Annotated in this window: 15 protein-coding genes and 1 tRNA gene; 14 read left to right on the top strand and 2 right to left on the bottom strand. The window is 62.2% G+C overall.

What is annotated here, in order from left to right; all coding sequences use genetic code 11:
• The first annotated feature begins 122 nt into the window (after window positions 1-122).
• The 12 genes from FJ943_RS07440 to FJ943_RS07385 all read left to right on the top strand — a co-directional run bounded on the left by FJ943_RS07440 (window position 123) and on the right by FJ943_RS07385 (window position 15,899).
• Window positions 123-1,769, top strand: coding sequence for a hypothetical protein (locus FJ943_RS07440; RefSeq protein WP_140720980.1), 1,647 nt, complete (start codon window positions 123-125; stop codon window positions 1,767-1,769).
• Window positions 1,770-1,866: 97 nt separating this feature from the next.
• Window positions 1,867-2,349, top strand: coding sequence for a group II truncated hemoglobin (locus FJ943_RS07435; protein ID WP_140720536.1), 483 nt, complete (start codon window positions 1,867-1,869; stop codon window positions 2,347-2,349).
• A 191-nt stretch (window positions 2,350-2,540) separates the two neighbouring features.
• Window positions 2,541-2,616, top strand: a tRNA-Trp gene (locus FJ943_RS07430).
• 361 nt (window positions 2,617-2,977) lie between these two features.
• On the top strand, window positions 2,978-3,181 hold the full coding sequence (gene secE, locus FJ943_RS07425) for a preprotein translocase subunit SecE (RefSeq protein WP_013531408.1): 204 nt from the start codon (window positions 2,978-2,980) through the stop codon (window positions 3,179-3,181).
• A 27-nt stretch (window positions 3,182-3,208) separates the two neighbouring features.
• Window positions 3,209-3,736, top strand: coding sequence for a transcription termination/antitermination protein NusG (gene nusG / locus FJ943_RS07420; protein WP_015317996.1), 528 nt, complete (start codon window positions 3,209-3,211; stop codon window positions 3,734-3,736).
• Between the two features lie 173 nt (window positions 3,737-3,909).
• Window positions 3,910-4,338 carry a 50S ribosomal protein L11 gene (gene rplK / locus FJ943_RS07415; protein ID WP_010909262.1) on the top strand — a complete coding sequence of 143 codons (429 nt, stop codon included), beginning with the start codon at window positions 3,910-3,912 and terminating at the stop codon, window positions 4,336-4,338.
• A gap of 4 nt (window positions 4,339-4,342) precedes the next feature.
• Window positions 4,343-5,041: a 50S ribosomal protein L1 gene (rplA, locus tag FJ943_RS07410; protein WP_140620687.1), complete on the top strand. Its 699-nt coding sequence runs from the start codon at window positions 4,343-4,345 to the stop codon at window positions 5,039-5,041.
• Between the two features lie 407 nt (window positions 5,042-5,448).
• Window positions 5,449-5,967, top strand: coding sequence for a 50S ribosomal protein L10 (gene rplJ, locus FJ943_RS07405; RefSeq protein WP_015317994.1), 519 nt, complete (start codon window positions 5,449-5,451; stop codon window positions 5,965-5,967).
• 54 nt (window positions 5,968-6,021) lie between these two features.
• Window positions 6,022-6,399, top strand: a complete 378-nt coding sequence (rplL, locus tag FJ943_RS07400) for a 50S ribosomal protein L7/L12 (protein ID WP_015317993.1) — start codon at window positions 6,022-6,024, stop codon at window positions 6,397-6,399.
• Between the two features lie 266 nt (window positions 6,400-6,665).
• Complete coding sequence (rpoB, locus tag FJ943_RS07395; protein ID WP_140666025.1) at window positions 6,666-10,802, top strand: DNA-directed RNA polymerase subunit beta; 4,137 nt, start codon at window positions 6,666-6,668, stop codon at window positions 10,800-10,802.
• Window positions 10,803-10,954: 152 nt separating this feature from the next.
• On the top strand, window positions 10,955-15,151 hold the full coding sequence (rpoC, locus tag FJ943_RS07390; protein ID WP_140620685.1) for a DNA-directed RNA polymerase subunit beta': 4,197 nt from the start codon (window positions 10,955-10,957) through the stop codon (window positions 15,149-15,151).
• Between the two features lie 82 nt (window positions 15,152-15,233).
• Complete coding sequence (locus FJ943_RS07385; protein WP_140720534.1) at window positions 15,234-15,899, top strand: O-methyltransferase; 666 nt, start codon at window positions 15,234-15,236, stop codon at window positions 15,897-15,899.
• Between the two features lie 21 nt (window positions 15,900-15,920).
• On the opposite strand, the gene FJ943_RS07380 is transcribed toward FJ943_RS07385, so the two are convergent.
• Both FJ943_RS07380 and FJ943_RS07375 read right to left on the bottom strand, forming a co-directional pair.
• Window positions 15,921-16,844 carry a Gfo/Idh/MocA family oxidoreductase gene (locus FJ943_RS07380; RefSeq protein ID WP_181174528.1) on the bottom strand — a complete coding sequence of 308 codons (924 nt, stop codon included), beginning with the start codon at window positions 16,842-16,844 and terminating at the stop codon, window positions 15,921-15,923.
• Window positions 16,845-16,998: 154 nt separating this feature from the next.
• Window positions 16,999-17,280: a hypothetical protein gene (locus FJ943_RS07375; protein WP_015317988.1), complete on the bottom strand. Its 282-nt coding sequence runs from the start codon at window positions 17,278-17,280 to the stop codon at window positions 16,999-17,001.
• 473 nt (window positions 17,281-17,753) lie between these two features.
• On the opposite strand from FJ943_RS07375, the gene rpsL reads away from it, so the two are divergent.
• Window positions 17,754-18,125: a 30S ribosomal protein S12 gene (gene rpsL, locus FJ943_RS07370; RefSeq protein WP_006333356.1), complete on the top strand. Its 372-nt coding sequence runs from the start codon at window positions 17,754-17,756 to the stop codon at window positions 18,123-18,125.
• 74 nt (window positions 18,126-18,199) lie between these two features.
• On the top strand, window positions 18,200-18,670 hold the full coding sequence (rpsG, locus tag FJ943_RS07365) for a 30S ribosomal protein S7 (protein WP_008875664.1): 471 nt from the start codon (window positions 18,200-18,202) through the stop codon (window positions 18,668-18,670).
• Window positions 18,671-18,683 lie beyond the last annotated feature (13 nt).

The raw sequence follows: 18,683 nt of genomic DNA, 5'->3' as shown, positions 1-18,683 counted from the left end.
TTCGGGCCGCCTTTTTTCGTTTCAGACGCCTCGCAGCGCAAGCATTGCGCGTTTGTTTCAAAGCTGTTGCAAGCGCCATGGCTGCAACTAGTATAGGTTGCACTGAGGGAGCTTTGCCGACAGTGGTTCCAAGGCACCGTTTCGATGGGAAGGCATGGCGGTTATGGGCACTGGTTTGCCTCGCCGTCGCCATGGCTCTGCCCGTTTTGACAGCGCGAGCGGAGGACGGGCCTCTCGACATCCCGCCCATGCGCTTCGTCGTCGTGCGCAGCAACGCTCCGGGATGCGAACCCAACTGTCCTGAATGGATATCGGCGGATGGCACCATCGACGCGGGCACGCCGTCTCTCCTCAAGCGCACGCTCAAGGCGCTCAAGGGAAGGCAATTGCCGGTCGTCGTCAATTCGCCCGGCGGTAACGTCGACGCCGCGCTGGCACTCGGCCGGATGATCCGCAAGAACAAGCTCGATATCGCCGTCGGCGTGACGGTTTTTTCCGATTGCCAGCCGGAAACAAAAAACTGCGGGGACAACAAGGGCAGGAGTGCCGATTATTTCGGTACGGCCTATGACGACGGAGCCATGTGCAATTCGGCCTGTCCGCTAATGTTTTCCGGCGGTGTCCGCCGCGTGGTTGGAGATTTCGGCTATCTCGGCGTCCACCAGATCACCACCACATACCAGCGGGAGAAGCTGCTCTACCGGACCACGTACCGGATCGTGAACGGCAGGAAGAAGATCATCAGCACCAAGGTGGTCAGCCGCAAAAACGCTGGCAGCTACAAAACCTACGAGATGAGCAGGACAGTCGAGAAGACGCTTTCGGCGTACCTGAAGGAAATGGGGATAGCAGACGGCGTACTGGAAGTCATGAAGGCCACGCCGGCCAGTGAGATTCGTCAGATTCCGCTCGACGACATGGTGAGGATGAAGTTGGTCACCAGCCGGGACACAGTGGATCTGTTGACCACGGCAAGCCTCTGCGGCCTGGCCCAGCCGGCCACGAACTGCCGGCAAATAGCTGGACCCGCAGGCAAGACGACGCCATCGGCCGCAGCAAGGCCCATGGCTGCCGTTCAACCGGACACCGCGAAGGCCGGCGGGGACATGCGGTTTGTCGTCGTTCGCGGCAGCAATCCGCTGTGCGATCCCGATTGTCCGGAATGGATATCGGCCGAAGGTGCGATCACCAACCAGGCGCCGCGGAAGCTGCGGCAGTTGCTGGCCACGCTTGGCGATCGACGGCTGCCTGTCGTCATCAGCTCACGCGGAGGCGACCTGCCCAGCGCTCTCGCAATGGGGCGGCTTATCCATGAAAGAAAGCTCGACATCGCCGTTGCCCGCACCGATTTCGTCGACTGTGACCCCGGCGCGTGGAACTGCCTGGCCACGGAAGGAGCCTATGCCGGATTGAGCATCGATGCGGGGGTGGAGTGTGATTCCGCCTGTGCGTTAGTGGTCGCTGGCGGCGCCAGACGGCTAGTCGGTCCCCGGGCGCGGCTCAGCCTGTATCCGATGGGACAGAAGCTGGTGGTCAAGGCCTACCTCGACGAGATGGCGATCAGTCCCGCTCTGTTCGCAACAATCGAACGACGCCCGACCGAGAGGGAACTTGACCCAGACACCATGCTCAAGCTTGGACTGACAACGGGACCGCAATCGGTCGACGCGCTGACCGGCTCCACGATTTGCAAGGCTGTTGCCAAGCCCGACAATTGCCAGGGCCTGCCAGCCGCCAATGCACAGGCCGACGCGCCCGCCAGGCTGTAGAGCACGGGGATGTCAGGGGGAACTGCCCATCGAGGCAGGTTGAGCCATATCCGATTTCCGCTATCGTCGCGACGGCGGGGCCGGCGAAGGATCGAGAATGAGCCAGGACGTTCCGACACTCTACGAATGGGCCGGAGGCGGCGAGGCGCTGAACCGGCTGACGCAAACCTTCTACGACAAGGTGGCACGAGATCCGGTCGTTGGCCCGGTGTTCAAGCACATGTCGCCGGACCACCCCGCCCATGTCGCGGCCTTCATCGGTGAGGTCTTCGGCGGACCGAAAACCTACAGCGAAACCTTTGGCGGCCACCGCGAAATGGTCATGCATCATCTGGGCAAGCATTTGACCGAGGAGCAGCGCCGCCGCTGGATCAATCTTCTCGCCGACGCGGCGGATGAGGTCGGTCTGCCGGACGATCCGGAATTCCGTTCAGCATTCATGGGCTACGTCGAATGGGGATCGCGGCTGGCCAAGATGAATTCCAATCTCGGCGAGACCTGCGATCCCGAGACCGAACCGATGCCGGCCTGGGGCTGGGGCGTGCCTGGCGGTCCGTATCGGGTGCCGGACGCAAAATAGCTTCGGCTGCCGGCGATACCTCTATGAATCGCGCGCCAGCCACTTCAGGCGGGAGCTGGAGATCGATGCCGAGGGGCTGGTCGCCGACCATCTCGATTTCTGGCGCAGGGGTTAAGCACGTTTGCCTGCAAACCGCTCTTTACAGAGCGCGCGGAAGCTTTTAGGAAGCGCCTGCGCCGAAGCGCGCGTGTACGGGCATAGCTCAGTTGGTAGAGCGGCGGTCTCCAAAACCGCAGGTCGTAGGTTCGAGCCCTGCTGCCCGTGCCATTTCCTAAGACTGGCATCAAAACGATGTTTCGCGGGCCAGCCTTTGAAAATCGGCGAGCCGCTTGCCATATTAGCCTGATTGGGGCATAAGGGCGCCATAGCCGGGACGGAACGACTGGATGGTTCCGAGGCGGCGTTTGGTCATAAAGCGGGCACTTGCCACTTGCGTGGATCAAGAATCGGTTTTATGTAGACGAAACAGACACGCGACGCGTGGAGCTGGGAAGCCGGCTTTACGCGTCTGATTTGCATGGGCGAAATGATTGCGCTGATTCGGCGCGAGATTGGGCTCAGGCGGCACGTCCCGGCCAGCGGGATCATCCAGGGGACCCGGCCAACGGGTCTTGAAGACAGGCGGCATATGGCTTCGAAAACCACAAATCCTTTCGTCTTTCTCCAGCAGGTGCGCGCGGAGACAGCCAAGGTGACTTGGCCGTCGCGCCGCGAGACGATGATCTCGACGGTCATGGTCCTGGCCTTTGCTGTGATTGCGATGATCTTCTTCTTCACCGCCGATCAGCTCATGGGCCTCGCGGTCGAGCAGATTCTGGGCATTGGACGCTAAGTCCGGCGATTAGGAGAAGTCGAAAAAATGGCTACGCGCTGGTACATCGTCCACGCCTATTCGAACTTCGAGAAGAAGGTCGCCGAGGACATCGAGAACAAGGCCAAGCAGAAGGGCCTGTCCGCCGATATCGAGCAGATCGTGGTGCCGACCGAGAAGGTCGTCGAGGTTCGTCGCGGCCGCAAGGTCGACGCCGAGCGCAAGTTCTTCCCGGGCTACGTGCTCTTGAAGGCCAACTTGACCGACGCCGTGTTCTCGCTGGTCAAGAACACGCCGAAAGTCACAGGTTTTCTCGGCGACTCCAAGCCGGTGCCGATCACCGAGGCCGAAGCCCAGCGCATCCTGAACCAGGTACAGGAAGGCGTCGAGCGGCCGAAGCCCTCGGTCACTTTCGAGATCGGCGAGGCGATCCGCGTTTCGGATGGTCCCTTCGCGTCGTTCAACGGTTTCGTCCAGGAAGTGGACGAGGAGCGGGCGCGGCTCAAGGTGGAAGTTTCGATCTTCGGGCGCGCCGTGCCCGTCGATCTGGAATTCGGACAGGTCGAAAAGGGCTGATCCGAAATCCCTGATGCCGGTCCGGCGATCAGGGAGGCGGCGCGGCAACGCGCGGCTCGAGAACGGTGGGAGGCGAAGGCGGCTTTAGCCGGCCGCAAGAACCGCACCACCAGACTGCAACCGCCGGTGTTTCCCAGATCGTGGAGCCGGCATAGACAAAGGCAGGAAAAGAGATGGCTAAGAAAATTGCAGGCCAGCTCAAGCTCCAGGTCTCCGCGGGATCGGCCACGCCGTCTCCCCCGATCGGCCCGGCACTTGGTCAGCGTGGCATCAACATCATGGAGTTCTGCAAGGCGTTCAACGCGCAGACCCAGGAAATGGAAAAGGGATCGCCGGTTCCGGTCGTCATCACCTATTACCAGGACAAGTCGTTCACCTTCGTCATGAAGACGCCCCCGGTGAGCTACTTCCTGAAGAAGGCCGCGAACCTGAAGTCGGGCTCGAAGGAGCCGGGCAAGGTCAAGGCTGGCACGGTTTCGCGCGACAAGGTTCGCGAAATCGCGACCGCCAAGATGAAGGATCTGAACGCGAACGACGTCGAAGCGGCCATGCGCATGGTCGAGGGCTCCGCCCGCTCGATGGGTCTGGAAGTGGTGGGCTAAGATCATGGCAAAGATTGCAAAGCGTGTATCGAAGACCCGTGAAGGCATCGATCCCAACAAGGCTTACGCGCTCGGTGATGCGCTGAAGCTGCTCAAGGATCGTTCCTCGGTCAAGTTCGACGAGACCATCGAAGTGGCCATGAACCTCGGCGTAGACCCGCGTCATGCCGACCAGATGGTTCGCGGCGTGGTCAACCTGCCGAACGGCACCGGCCGCTCGGTCCGTGTCGCCGTGTTCGCCCGTGGCGACAAGGCCGAAGAGGCCAAGGCCGCCGGTGCCGACATCGTCGGTGCCGAGGATCTGGTCGACATCGTCCAGAAGGGCACGATCGATTTCGATCGCTGCATCGCCACGCCGGACATGATGCCGCTCGTCGGCCGTCTCGGTAAGGTGCTCGGCCCGCGCGGCATGATGCCGAACCCGAAGGTCGGCACCGTCACCACCGATGTCGCCGCGGCCGTCAAGGCTTCGAAGGGCGGCGCGGTCGAGTTCCGTGTCGAGAAGGCCGGCATCGTTCATGCCGGTGTCGGCAAGGTCTCTTTCGACGTCAAGGCGCTGGAAGAGAACGTCCGTGCCTTCGCCGATGCGGTGACCAAGGCAAAGCCGGCTGGCGCCAAGGGCAACTACGTCAAGAAGGTGTCTGTCACCTCGACGATGGGCCCGGGCCTCAAGCTCGACGTCGCGACGCTCGCCGCGTCCTGATTGGATTTGGATTGGCCTTTCGAAGGCTGATCCGTGACTGAATTCCGGGCCTTGGATTTATCCTGGGCCCGGTACCGGAAGCCGGAAGGCTTCCGGACATCCTGTCCGAGATTGCGGGCGGCCCGAACCTTGATTCAAGAGGAGGGCCTTAATTCATGTGGGCCTGCATGAGACGGGTGAAAACCGGACAACGGAGCAACAAGCTCCAATGAAAGGTTCGAACCGTGTTTGCCTTTTGTCTGCGCATCGCCGGCTTTGCCGTCGATGTGGCGAAAGGGGGCAGGATCCTCGAGCGTCGTTCGGGAGATCCGTTACTGGATGGCCCGGCCGGCAAAAGGCAACCCGACGCCTGTCCTCGAAATGGGAATGTTCCCATTGGCAGGACTGGGGTCAACTGGAGATAGGCAGTGGACAGAGCGGAAAAACGCGAACTCGTCACGGGCCTGAATGATGCGTTTTCGGGCGCGGGTTCAGTAGTCGTGGCCCACTATGCCGGTATCACCGTCGCGCAAATGAACGACCTTCGGTCGAAGATGCGCGCTGCCGGTGGCACCGTTAAAGTCGCGAAGAACCGTCTCGCCAAAATCGCTCTTCAGGGCACGGACTCCGCATCGATCATCGAGCTGTTCAAGGGACAGACGCTGATCGCGTATTCGGAGGATCCGATTGCGGCGCCGAAGGTCGCGTCCGATTTCGCCAAGGGGAATGACAAGCTCGTCATTCTCGGCGGCGCAATGGGCACCACCTCGCTCAACGCCGACGGTGTGAAGGCACTCGCCACACTTCCGTCGCTCGATGAGCTGCGCGCCAGGCTGGTTGGCATGATCGCCACGCCGGCAACCCGGATCGCCCAGATCGTCAATGCGCCAGCGGCCTCGGTCGCGCGCGTCATCGGCGCTTACGCCCGGAAGGACGAGGCGGCATGAGGCCGTTCCTCGCTATCAAAAACACACGTTCGAACCTAACGAAGGAACACAACAATGGCTGATCTGGCAAAGATCGTAGACGACCTTTCGAAGCTGACCGTCCTCGAGGCGGCTGAGCTGTCGAAGCTTCTGGAAGAAAAGTGGGGCGTTTCGGCTGCTGCTCCGGTGGCGGTTGCCGCTGCTGGCGGTGCTGCCGCTGCTGCTGCCCCGGTTGAGGAAAAGACGGAATTCGACGTCGTTCTCACCGAGGCCGGCGCTCAGAAGATCAACGTCATCAAGGAAGTCCGCGCCATCACCGGTCTTGGCCTCAAGGAAGCCAAGGACCTGGTCGAAGCGGCTCCGAAGCCGGTCAAGGAAGGCGTTTCCAAGGCCGACGCTGACAAGTTCAAGGCGCAGCTGGAAGCAGCCGGCGCCAAGGTCGACCTGAAGTAAGCGTAAAAAGCGGCGGGCGGCCTCGCGCCGTCCGCCACTCCCTTGGGTGACCAGGGGAGGCTGCGTGACGCGAGATGTACGAAAACCTCTTTCCTGAGGGCCGTAAACCGGCCTTCAGGAAACGGGTTTTCTCCCGTTTTAGCCGGTAACCGCCAAGCAATTGGAGAGGCGGCCGGAGAACAGACAGAGAGCCGCCGCCCAGGTGGCTCAGTATGCAAGACGAACCGCGGCGAGGTTCGTCCCGAGTTTAGAGCTAAGGAGCGACGATGGCCCAGACCCAGACTTTCAATGGCCGCAGACGCGTACGCAAGTTCTTCGGGAAGATCCCGGAAGTTGCGGAGATGCCGAACCTTATCGAGGTTCAGAAGGCATCCTATGACCAGTTCCTGATGGTGGACGAGCCCAAGGGCGGGCGTCCCGACGAAGGACTGCAGGCTGTTTTCAAGTCGGTCTTCCCGATCTCCGATTTTTCCGGCTCCTCCATGCTGGAGTTCGTGAAGTACGAGTTCGAAGGACCGAAATTCGACGTTGACGAATGCCGTCAGCGCGACCTGACCTATGCCGCGCCGCTGAAGGTGACGCTGCGCCTCATCGTGTTCGATATCGACGAGGATACCGGTGCCAAGTCGATCAAGGACATCAAGGAGCAGGACGTCTACATGGGCGACATGCCGCTCATGACCTTGAACGGCACCTTTATCGTCAACGGCACCGAGCGCGTCATCGTCTCGCAGATGCACCGCTCGCCGGGCGTCTTCTTCGACCACGACAAGGGCAAGTCGCACTCGTCGGGCAAGCTTCTGTTTGCCGCCCGTGTAATTCCCTACCGTGGCTCGTGGCTCGACATCGAGTTCGATTCCAAGGACGTCGTGCACGCCCGCATCGACCGTCGCCGCAAGATTCCGGTGACGTCGCTGCTGATGGCGCTTGGCATGGACGGCGAGGAGATCCTGTCGACCTTCTACAACAAGATCACCTACAAGCGCGCCGGCGACCATTGGCGCATTCCCTTCAACGTCGAGCGTTTCCGCGGCCTCAAGGCCGTCGGCGACCTGGTCGATGCCGACACCGGCGAGATCGTCGTCGAGGCGGGCAAGAAGATCACCGCTCGCCAGGCACGCCAGCTCGGCGAAAAGGGTCTCAAGGCGATCAAGGCGACCGACGAGGATCTGCTCGGCAACTACCTGGCCGAGGACATCGTCAACTACGCCACCGGCGAGATTTTCCTCGAGGCCGGCGACGAGATCGACGACAAGACGCTCAAGGTGCTGCTCGGCACCGGCGAGCAGGAGATCCAGGTCCTCGACATCGACCATGTCAATGTCGGCGCCTATATCCGCAACACGCTCGCCGTCGACAAGAACGAGAGCCGCCAGGACGCGCTGTTCGACATCTACCGTGTCATGCGCCCGGGCGAGCCGCCGACGCTCGAGACCGCCGAAGCCATGTTCAACTCGCTGTTCTTCGACAGCGAGCGCTACGACCTGTCCGCCGTCGGCCGCGTCAAGATGAACATGCGCCTCGAGCTCAAGGCCGAGGACACCGTGCGCGTGCTGCGCAAGGACGACATCCTGGCCGTGGTCAGGACGCTGGTCGAACTGCGTGATGGCAAGGGCGAGATCGACGACATCGACAATCTCGGCAACCGCCGCGTGCGTTCGGTCGGCGAGCTGATGGAGAACCAGTACCGCGTCGGCCTGCTGCGCATGGAGCGCGCGATCAAGGAACGCATGTCCTCGATCGAGATCGACACGGTCATGCCGCAGGACCTGATCAACGCCAAGCCGGCGGCCGCCGCCGTGCGCGAGTTCTTCGGTTCCTCGCAGCTGTCGCAGTTCATGGACCAGACCAACCCGCTGTCGGAGATCACCCACAAGCGTCGTCTCTCGGCGCTTGGACCGGGCGGTCTGACCCGCGAGCGTGCCGGCTTCGAAGTGCGCGACGTGCACCCGACGCATTACGGCCGTATCTGCCCGATCGAGACGCCGGAAGGCCCGAATATCGGTCTGATCAACTCGCTGGCGACCTTCGCGCGCGTCAACAAGTACGGCTTCATCGAAAGCCCGTACCGCAAGATCGTCGACGGCAAGCTGACCAATGACGTCGTCTATCTTTCGGCGATGGAAGAGGCCAAGCACCATGTCGCGCAGGCCAACGCCGAGCTCGACAAGAATGGCGGCTTCGTCGACGAATTCGTCATTTGCCGCAGCGCCGGCGAAGTGATGATGGCGCCGCGCGAAAACGTCGACCTGATGGACGTGTCGCCCAAGCAGATGGTGTCTGTTGCCGCGGCGCTCATCCCGTTCCTCGAGAACGACGACGCCAACCGCGCTCTGATGGGCTCGAACATGCAGCGCCAGGCCGTGCCGCTGGTGCGCGCCGAGGCGCCGTTCGTCGGCACCGGCATGGAGCCGATCGTCGCCCGTGACTCGGGCGCCGCCATCGGCGCGCGTCGTGGCGGCATCGTCGACCAGGTGGACGCCACGCGTATCGTTATCCGCGCCACCGAGGATCTCGATCCGGGCAAGTCCGGCGTCGACATCTACCGGCTGATGAAGTTCCAGCGTTCGAACCAGAACACCTGCATCAACCAGCGTCCGCTGGTGCGCATGGGTGATCGGGTCAACAAGGGCGACATCATCGCCGACGGTCCCTCGACCGAGCTTGGTGATCTGGCGCTCGGCCGCAACGTGCTGGTCGCGTTCATGCCGTGGAACGGCTACAACTACGAGGACTCGATCCTGCTCTCCGAGCGTATCGTGGCCGACGACGTCTTCACCTCGATCCACATCGAGGAGTTCGAGGTCATGGCGCGCGATACCAAGCTCGGTCCGGAGGAAATCACGCGCGATATTCCAAACGTCTCGGAAGAAGCGCTGAAGAACCTCGACGAAGCCGGCATCGTCTATATCGGTGCGGAAGTGCAGCCGGGCGACATCCTGGTCGGCAAGATCACGCCGAAGGGCGAGAGCCCGATGACGCCGGAAGAGAAGCTTCTGCGCGCCATCTTCGGTGAAAAGGCTTCCGACGTGCGCGACACTTCGATGCGCATGCCTCCGGGCACTTTCGGCACCGTCGTCGAGGTGCGCGTGTTCAATCGCCACGGTGTGGAGAAGGACGAGCGCGCCATGGCGATCGAGCGCGAGGAGATCGAACGCCTCGCCAAGGATCGTGACGACGAGCAGGCCATTCTGGACCGTAACGTCTATGCGCGTCTTTCCGACGTTCTCGTCGGCAAGGAAGCGATCGCTGGACCGAAGGGCTTCAAGAAGGGCTCGACGCTGTCCAAGGACACGCTCGACGAGTATCCGCGTTCGCAGTGGTGGCAGTTTGCGGTGGAGAACGAAAAGCTCCAGAGCGAACTGGAAGCCCTGCGTGGCCAGTACGACGATTCCAAGAAGGCGCTCGAACAGCGCTTCATGGACAAGGTCGAGAAGGTGCAGCGCGGCGACGAAATGCCTCCGGGCGTCATGAAGATGGTCAAGGTCTTCGTGGCGGTGAAGCGCAAGATGCAGCCCGGCGACAAGATGGCCGGCCGTCACGGCAACAAGGGTGTCGTGTCGCGTATCGTTCCGGTCGAGGACATGCCTTTCCTCGAGGACGGCACGCATGCCGATATCGTGCTCAACCCGCTGGGTGTGCCGAGCCGCATGAATGTCGGCCAGATCCTGGAAACGCATCTGGGCTGGGCCTGCGCTGGCATGGGCAGGAAGATCGGCGAGCTTATCGATGCGTACAAGACAGCCGGCGACATCAAGCCGCTGCGCAAGACGCTCGAGAGCTTCATGCCGGCCAACGACCGCAACGAGCCGGTTCGCGAATATGACGACGAGAGCATCGTTCGCCTCAGCGAGCAGATGCGCCGCGGCGTCTCCATCGCGACCCCGGTGTTCGACGGCGCGCATGAGGCTGACATCAACATCATGCTGGAGCAGGCGGGCCTGCACACCAGCGGTCAGTCGCAGCTCTATGACGGACGCACCGGCGAGCCGTTCGATCGCAAGGTGACGATGGGCTATATCTACATGCTCAAGCTTCACCACCTCGTGGACGACAAGATCCACGCGCGTTCGATCGGTCCGTACTCGCTCGTCACCCAGCAGCCGCTGGGCGGCAAGGCGCAGTTCGGCGGCCAGCGCTTCGGCGAGATGGAGGTCTGGGCACTGGAAGCCTACGGCGCCGCTTACACGCTGCAGGAAATGCTGACGGTGAAGTCGGACGACGTCGCCGGCCGCACCAAGGTCTACGAGGCGATCGTGCGTGGCGACGACACGTTCGAGGCAGGCATTCCCGAGAGCTTCAACGTGCTCGTCAAGGAAATGCGGTCTCTCGGCCTCAATGTCGAGCTCGAGAACACCAAGCTCGACGAAAACCCGATCCGGCTGCCCGATGCTGCCGAATAGGGGCGCGGCCGAGTAAACAAGACATCCGGGCGCGGGAGAGGGCTCTCGCGACCGGATGTACCAATTCTTCGGCCGGTGGGCCGACCACTCAGCGGGCATTCGGCCCGCGTTAGATGCAAGGGGTTTTCGAGGACCCCGAAAAGGAGAACGGCATGAACCAAGAGGTCATGAATCTCTTCAATCCGCAGGCGCCTGCGCAGGTGTTCGATTCCATCCGGATTTCGCTTGCCAGCCCTGAGAAGATTCTGTCCTGGTCGTTCGGCGAGATCAAGAAGCCGGAGACCATCAACTACCGCACCTTCAAGCCGGAGCGTGACGGTCTGTTCTGCGCGCGCATTTTTGGCCCGATCAAGGACTATGAATGCCTGTGCGGCAAGTACAAGCGCATGAAGTACAAGGGCGTCATCTGCGAGAAGTGCGGCGTCGAAGTCACGCTGTCGCGCGTCCGCCGCGAGCGCATGGGCCATATCGAGCTGGCGGCTCCCGTCGCTCACATCTGGTTCCTGAAGTCGCTGCCCTCGCGCATCGGCACCCTGCTCGACATGACGCTGAAGGATATCGAGCGCGTCCTCTACTTCGAGAACTACATCGTCACCGAGCCTGGCCTCACCGCGCTGAAGGAGCACCAGCTGCTCAGCGAGGAAGAGTACATGATCGCCGTCGACGAATATGGCGAGGACAGTTTCACCGCCATGATCGGCGCCGAGGCCATTCATGACCTTCTGGCCGGCATGGACCTGGAGAAGATCGCCGGCGACCTGCGTTCGGAACTGGCGTCGACCACGTCCGAGCTGAAGCAGAAGAAGTATCTGAAGCGGCTCAAGGTCGTCGAGAACTTCATGGAATCCGGCAACCGTCCGGAATGGATGATCATGAAGGTGGTTCCGGTGATCCCGCCGGACCTGCGCCCGCTCGTCCCGCTGGACGGCGGTCGTTTCGCGACGTCCGATCTGAACGATCTCTACCGCCGCGTCATCAACCGCAACAACCGCCTGAAGCGGCTGATCGAGCTGCGGGCGCCGGGCATCATCGTGCGCAATGAAAAGCGCATGCTGCAGGAAGCCGTCGATGCGCTGTTCGACAACGGCCGTCGCGGCCGCGTCATCACCGGCGCCAACAAGCGTCCGCTGAAGTCGCTGTCCGACATGCTCAAGGGCAAGCAGGGCCGGTTCCGTCAGAACCTGCTCGGCAAGCGCGTCGACTATTCCGGACGCTCGGTTATCGTCACCGGTCCGGAGCTCAAGCTGCACCAGTGCGGCCTGCCGAAGAAGATGGCGCTCGAACTGTTCAAGCCCTTCATCTACGCCCGTCTCGACGCCAAGGGTTACTCCTCGACCGTCAAGCAGGCCAAGAAGCTGGTCGAGAAGGAGCGTCCGGAAGTCTGGGATATCCTCGATGAGGTCATCCGCGAGCATCCGGTGCTGCTCAACCGCGCGCCGACGCTGCACCGCCTGGGCATCCAGGCGTTCGAGCCGATCCTGATCGAAGGCAAGGCGATCCAGCTTCACCCGCTGGTCTGCACGGCCTTCAACGCCGACTTCGACGGCGACCAGATGGCCGTTCACGTGCCGCTGTCGCTGGAAGCGCAGTTGGAAGCCCGCGTGCTGATGATGTCGACCAACAACATCCTGCACCCGGCTTCCGGCGCGCCGATCATCGTGCCGTCGCAGGACATGGTCCTGGGTCTCTACTACCTTTCGATCGTCAACCAGAACGAGCCGGGCGAAGGCATGGTGTTTGCCGACATGGGCGAACTCCAGCACGCGCTCGAGACCAAGGCGGTGACCCTGCACGCCAAGATCAAGGGCCGCTTCCGCACGGTCGACGCCGAAGGCAAGGTCGTGTCGAAGATCCATGACACCACGCCTGGCCGCATGATCATTGGCGAGCTTCTGCCGAAGAACGTCAACGTGCCCTATGAGACCGCCAACCAGGAGATGACCAAGAAGAACATCTCCAAGATGATCGACACCGTCTACCGCCATTGCGGTCAGAAGGAGACGGTCATTTTCTGCGACCGCATCATGGCGCTCGGCTTTGCCCATGCCTGCCGTGCCGGCATTTCGTTCGGCAAGGACGATATGCTGATCCCGGACACCAAGATCAAGCTGGTGTCGGACACCGAGGCTTTGGCCAAGGAGTACGAGCAGCAGTACAATGACGGCCTGATCACGCAGGGCGAGAAGTACAACAAGGTCGTCGACGCCTGGGCCAAGTGCTCGGAAAAGGTCGCCGACGAAATGATGGCCCGCATCAAGGCGGTCGAGTTCGAGGACAACGGCCGTCAGAAGCCGATGAACTCGATCTACATGATGTCGCACTCCGGTGCGCGCGGCTCGCCCACCCAGATGCGCCAGCTCGCTGGCATGCGCGGCCTGATGGCCAAGCCGTCGGGTGAAATCATCGAGACGCCGATCATCTCGAACTTCAAGGAAGGCCTGACCGTGCTCGAGTACTTCAACTCGACCCACGGCGCCCGCAAGGGTCTGGCCGATACCGCCTTGAAGACGGCGAACTCGGGTTACCTCACCCGTCGTCTGGTCGACGTGGCGCAGGACTGCATCGTCAACTCCGTTGATTGCGGCACCGACAAGGGCCTCACCATGCAGCCGATCGTCGATGCCGGTCAGGTCGTTGCTTCGGTCGGCCAGCGCGTACTGGGCCGTACATCGCTCGACGACATCACCCATCCGGTGTCGGGCGAGGTTCTGGTCAAGGCCGGAACGCTGATGGACGAGCGTGACGTGGAGCAGATCGAAAAGGCCGGCGTGCAGTCGGTCCGCATCCGCTCGGCCCTGACCTGCGAAGTCAGGATCGGCGTCTGCGCGGTCTGCTACGGACGCGATCTGGCCCGCGGCACCCCGGTCAACCAGGGCGAAGCCGTCGGCGTCATCGCGGCGCAGTCGATCGGCGAGCCGGGCACGCAGCTCACCATGCGTACCTTCCACATGGGCGGTACGGCGCAGGTGGTGGATAGCTCGTTCCTTGAAGCCTCCTATGAGGGCAAGGTCGAGATCCGCAACCGCAACGTGGTGCGCAACTCGGACGGCCAGCAGATGGTCATGGGCCGCAACATGGCGGTGCTGATCCTCGACGAAGCCGGCAAGGAGCGCGCCACGCACCGAGTCACCTATGGTTCGCGCATCTTCGTGGACGATGGCGACAAGGTGAAGCGCGGTCAGCGTATCGCCGAGTGGGATCCCTATACCCGTCCTGTCCTCACTGAAATCGAGGGCAAGGTGTCGTATGAGGATCTGGTCGACGGCATTTCCGTTCAGGAAACGGCCGACGAATCGACCGGCATCACCAAGCGTGAGGTCATCGACTGGCGTTCGACGCCGCGTGGCAACGACCTCAAGCCCGCGATTGCCATCCTGGACTCCAAGGGCAAGGTCGGCAAGCTGTCGAAGGGTGGCGACGCCCGCTTCCTGCTCTCGGTCGAGGCCATTCTCTCGGTCGAGCCGGGTGCTCAGGTTCGTCCCGGCGACGTGCTGGCGCGTATCCCGATGGAAAGCGCCAAGACCAAGGACATCACCGGCGGTCTGCCGCGTGTTGCCGAACTGTTCGAGGCACGTCGTCCGAAGGATCACGCCATCATCGCCGAGATCGATGGCACGATCCGCTTCGGCCGCGACTACAAGAACAAGCGCCGCATCATCATCGAGCCGCATGACTCGACGCTCGAGCCGGTCGAGTACCTGATCCCGAAGGGAAAGCCGTTCCATCTCCAGGACGGCGACGTCATCGAGAAGGGCGACTACATCCTCGACGGCAACCCGGCGCCGCACGACATCCTGGCGATCAAGGGCGTGGAGGCACTTGCTTCCTACCTCGTCAACGAGATCCAGGAAGTCTACCGCCTGCAGGGCGTCTCGATCAACGACAAGCACATCGAGGTGATCGTTCGCCAGATGCTGCAGAAGGTCGAGATCACGGTGCAGGGCGACTCGACCTATATCCCGGGCGACCACGTCGATGTGATTGAACTGGAAGAGGTCAACGAGCGCCTGGTCGAGGACGGCAAGAAGCCGGCCGAAGGCCAGCCGGTGCTCTTGGGCATCACCAAGGCATCGCTGCAGACGCCGTCCTTCATCTCGGCCGCCTCCTTCCAGGAGACGACCAGGGTGCTGACGGAAGCCGCGGTTGCCGGCAAGACCGACATGCTGCAGGGCTTGAAGGAAAACGTCATCGTCGGCCGGCTGATCCCGGCCGGTACCGGCGGCACGATGAGCCAGATCCGGCGCATCGCCACCTCGCGCGACGAACTGATCATCGACGAGCGCCGCAAGGCCTCCGGTGTGGAAGTCGCCGAGCCGATGCTGGCGGACATGACAACCGCCGCGCAGTAGGCGCGGCGGCAAAAATCTCAGGCAACAGAAGCCGTCGGGGCAACCCGGCGGCTTTTTCATTTTTGCGATCGGAGGAAAGCGGATGAACACGAAGACCTGGACGGCTGTCGATGACTACATCGTTTCTTCTCTCTTCGAGGCGGATCCCGTTCTCGACGCGGTTCTGGTGGCCAACCGCCGCCAGGGCCTGCCGGCGATCGACGTCTCGGCGGCGCAAGGAAAGCTGCTCTCGCTGCTGGTGCGCATCAGCGGCGCGAAGAAGGTGCTCGAGATCGGCACGCTGGGTGGCTATTCGACCATCTGGATGGCGCGGGGATTGCCTGCTGACGGCAAGGTCGTGACACTCGAACTCGATCCGCACCATGCCAAGGTCGCGCGCTCGAATTTCGAGCGGGCAGGGGTTGCGGACCGTGTGGAACTGCGTGTCGGTTCGGCGCTCCAGTCGCTCACAGAACTGGGCGGCGAGAATGCCGGCCCGTTCGATCTCGTCTTCATCGACGCGGACAAGCCGAACAACCCGAACTATCTGGCCTGGGCCTTGCGGCTGTCGCGGTCAGGAACGGTCATCGTCTGCGACAACGTCATCCGCGATGGTGCCGTTCTGGATGAAGATGGACGCGATGCCAATGTCGAGGGCGCCCGCGCGGCATTTTCATTCATCGGTGGCGACAGACGGCTGGACGGCACCGCCATCCAGACGGTGGGCGCCAAGGGCTATGACGGGTTTGCGATTGCGGTTGTCGACTGACGCCAGGGCGGCCTGGCGACCTCAGTCGAAAAACGCCTCGACCACGCTGCGCTTGCCCAGCATGAAGGCGTCGGCAACGTGCTGGAGCGGCGCAAGGTCCACATCCGACGTCCCGGCGTGCACGATTTCGGCGAAGCGCCGGTAGAGCATCGGATATTCCGCTTCCGGCTCCTCGTGTACGATATTGCCATCGACGGCGAGCTTCGAGCCGCCACCCGAGAGCACCATCTGTCCGGCATCCGTATCGGCCAGGATGTCCCAACTCTGCGGTCCGGTCTGCAACCAGTCGAGATCCATCGTCACATCCGATCCGTTCGCTGCCCGGAACGCGACCTGGGCCGCGATCGGCGCGTCACGGTTCACCGGAAAGTCGAGCACGGCCGAAGTGATGTACATGGCCGGCAGGATGTAGGTTGCGATCGACAGCGCGTTGATGCCGGGATCGAAGACGCCGAAGCCGCCAGGCTGCCAGATCCAGTCCTGGTTTGGGTGCCAGCGGCGTACATCTTCCTTCCAGACGATCGCCGCCGATTTGATTTTGGTCGAAGCGAGGAATATCCGCGCCGCTTCGACCGCCGGCGCGTAGCGCGAATGCCAGCTTGCGAACAGTGAGACGCCTTGTTTCGCCGCGAGCGCCTTCAGGTCCTCGACCTCGCTGACCGTGGCACCGGGCGGCTTTTCCAGGAAAACGTGCTTTCCAGCCTCGAGCGCCTTGCGCGCGGCTTCATAGCGGAACTGCGGCGGCATGCACAGCGACACTGCATCGAGTTCGGGGACCACGCCAAGCATCGTCTCGATGTCGGGGAAATTCACAATGCCATCGACCTTGCCGTGCCGGCTGGCCGCCGCGATCAGCTGGTAATCCCGATCCTTGGCCAGGGCGGGAAGGTGTTGGTCGCGGACGATCTTACCGACGCCGACAATGCCGATTCTGATGGGCGAGATGGATGAGGACATGAGGCTCCGCCGGGTTTGGACGACTGCGCGTCTCTTAGCAGATCGGCCATGACGGGCAAGCGTCGGCCGTGCCGGCTATCCGAACGAATCGCGTCACGGCAAGGAGGGCAAGGAAGGACACCGCGCCCATGACACGCCATGATCAGATCGGCGCGTCGAAGGTGACGATCGACACTTCGCCTTCGAGCGCGCCCTGGTAGGCCGACAGATGCGGCTCGTCGTCGGGCACCCCGTCCATATCGCCGATCTGGTCGAGCTCGGCTTCGGCATAGCCTTCCGCCGCCAGCGATTCGAGGGCGCGTCGCACCGCCGAATCGTCATCAGGAGCGACCAGCATGACATGCACGCCTTCCACCTTGCCGCCTTTGCGCTTCCACACCCGGCCGGTGATGATGGTGACCGGGCGTTCTTCGTTGTCGTTCACGGCTGATTCCTCCTGGCAAGCGCGGGCGAGGGGATGTTGAGTGCTCAGGCCGCCTTTTCGCATAGAGAAAGGGCGCGCAAAAGCCAGAAGCCGGTCACTTTCTTCCTCGGTATTGCAAAATCGCGAAAGAAAATTACATGCGGTTTTCGCATGGCTGCCAAGTCCCGGCTTCGATGCAATATTTGCCACTGCGGGCTTGACGGTTCGCGGGCTTACGAGTAGAAGCCGCCCAGTCAGAACCGATGTGAGGCTCTCCCTTCCGAAGCGACACGCTTTGGAGTTTGCCTCAAACAGGGTTCGTTTTACGAGCGAAAAGACATTTCCGGCGTGCACGAAGCGGTTTCCGCTTCCTCTGCGATTTGTTCGGGCAAGACCGCGAGGCGCGGTTTGTGGCCCGAATTTGCGTATGGAAATGACGCTTTGAGCGAGCCTTGACCGGCACGAGATACGGAATTGAGAGACAAGAGGGTTTAATGCCTACCGTCAACCAGCTGATCCGCAAGCCGCGCATTGCGCCGGTGAAGCGCAACAAGGTCCCGGCCATGCAGCAGAACCCGCAGAAGCGGGGCGTCTGCACGCGCGTCTATACAACGACGCCGAAGAAGCCGAACTCGGCGCTGCGCAAGGTGGCCAAGATCCGCCTGACCAATGGTTTTGAAGTGATCGGTTACATCCCCGGCGAAGGTCACAACCTTCAGGAGCACTCCGTGGTCATGATCCGCGGCGGCCGCGTCAAGGATCTTCCGGGCGTGCGCTACCACATCATCCGCGGCGTGCTCGACACGCAGGGTGTGAAGAACCGCAAGCAGCGCCGTTCGAAGTACGGCGCCAAGCGTCCGAAGTAAGGCGTCCGAAGTAAGATTTTTCGGCCTTGGTGCTGCTTGAATGCGCCGGGCTACGAGATTGAGAGACAAAAGCCATGTCGCGTCGTCACAGTGCAGAAAAGCGTGAGATCAACCCGGATCCCAAGTTCGGCGATCTGATCGTCACCAAGTTCATGAATGCCGTCATGTATGACGGCAAGAAGTCGGTTGCCGAGACCATCGTCTACGGCGCGCTGGACCAGGTCCAGTCGAAGACCAAGCAGGAGCCGGTCACCGTCTTCCACCAGGCGCTCGACAATGTCGCGCCGCATGTGGAAGTGCGTTCGCGTCGCGTCGGCGGCGCCACCTACCAGGTTCCGGTCGACGTGCGCCCCGAGCGCCGCCAGGCGCTGGCGATCCGTTGGCTGATCGCCGCGGCCCGCAACCGCAACGAGACCACCATGGTCGACCGCCTCTCCGGCGAGCTGATGGACGCGGCCAACAACCGCGGCACCGCCGTGAAGAAGCGTGAAGACACCCACAAGATGGCAGAAGCCAACCGCGCTTTCGCGCACTACCGCTGGTAAAGCGCGAACGAGA

The sequence above is a fragment of the Mesorhizobium sp. B2-3-10 genome (assembly GCF_006442275.1).
GTDB lineage: Bacteria > Pseudomonadota > Alphaproteobacteria > Rhizobiales > Rhizobiaceae > Mesorhizobium > Mesorhizobium australicum.
The sequence above is the reverse complement of the archived record's forward strand: the minus strand, read 5'-3'. Positions and strand labels throughout refer to the sequence as shown.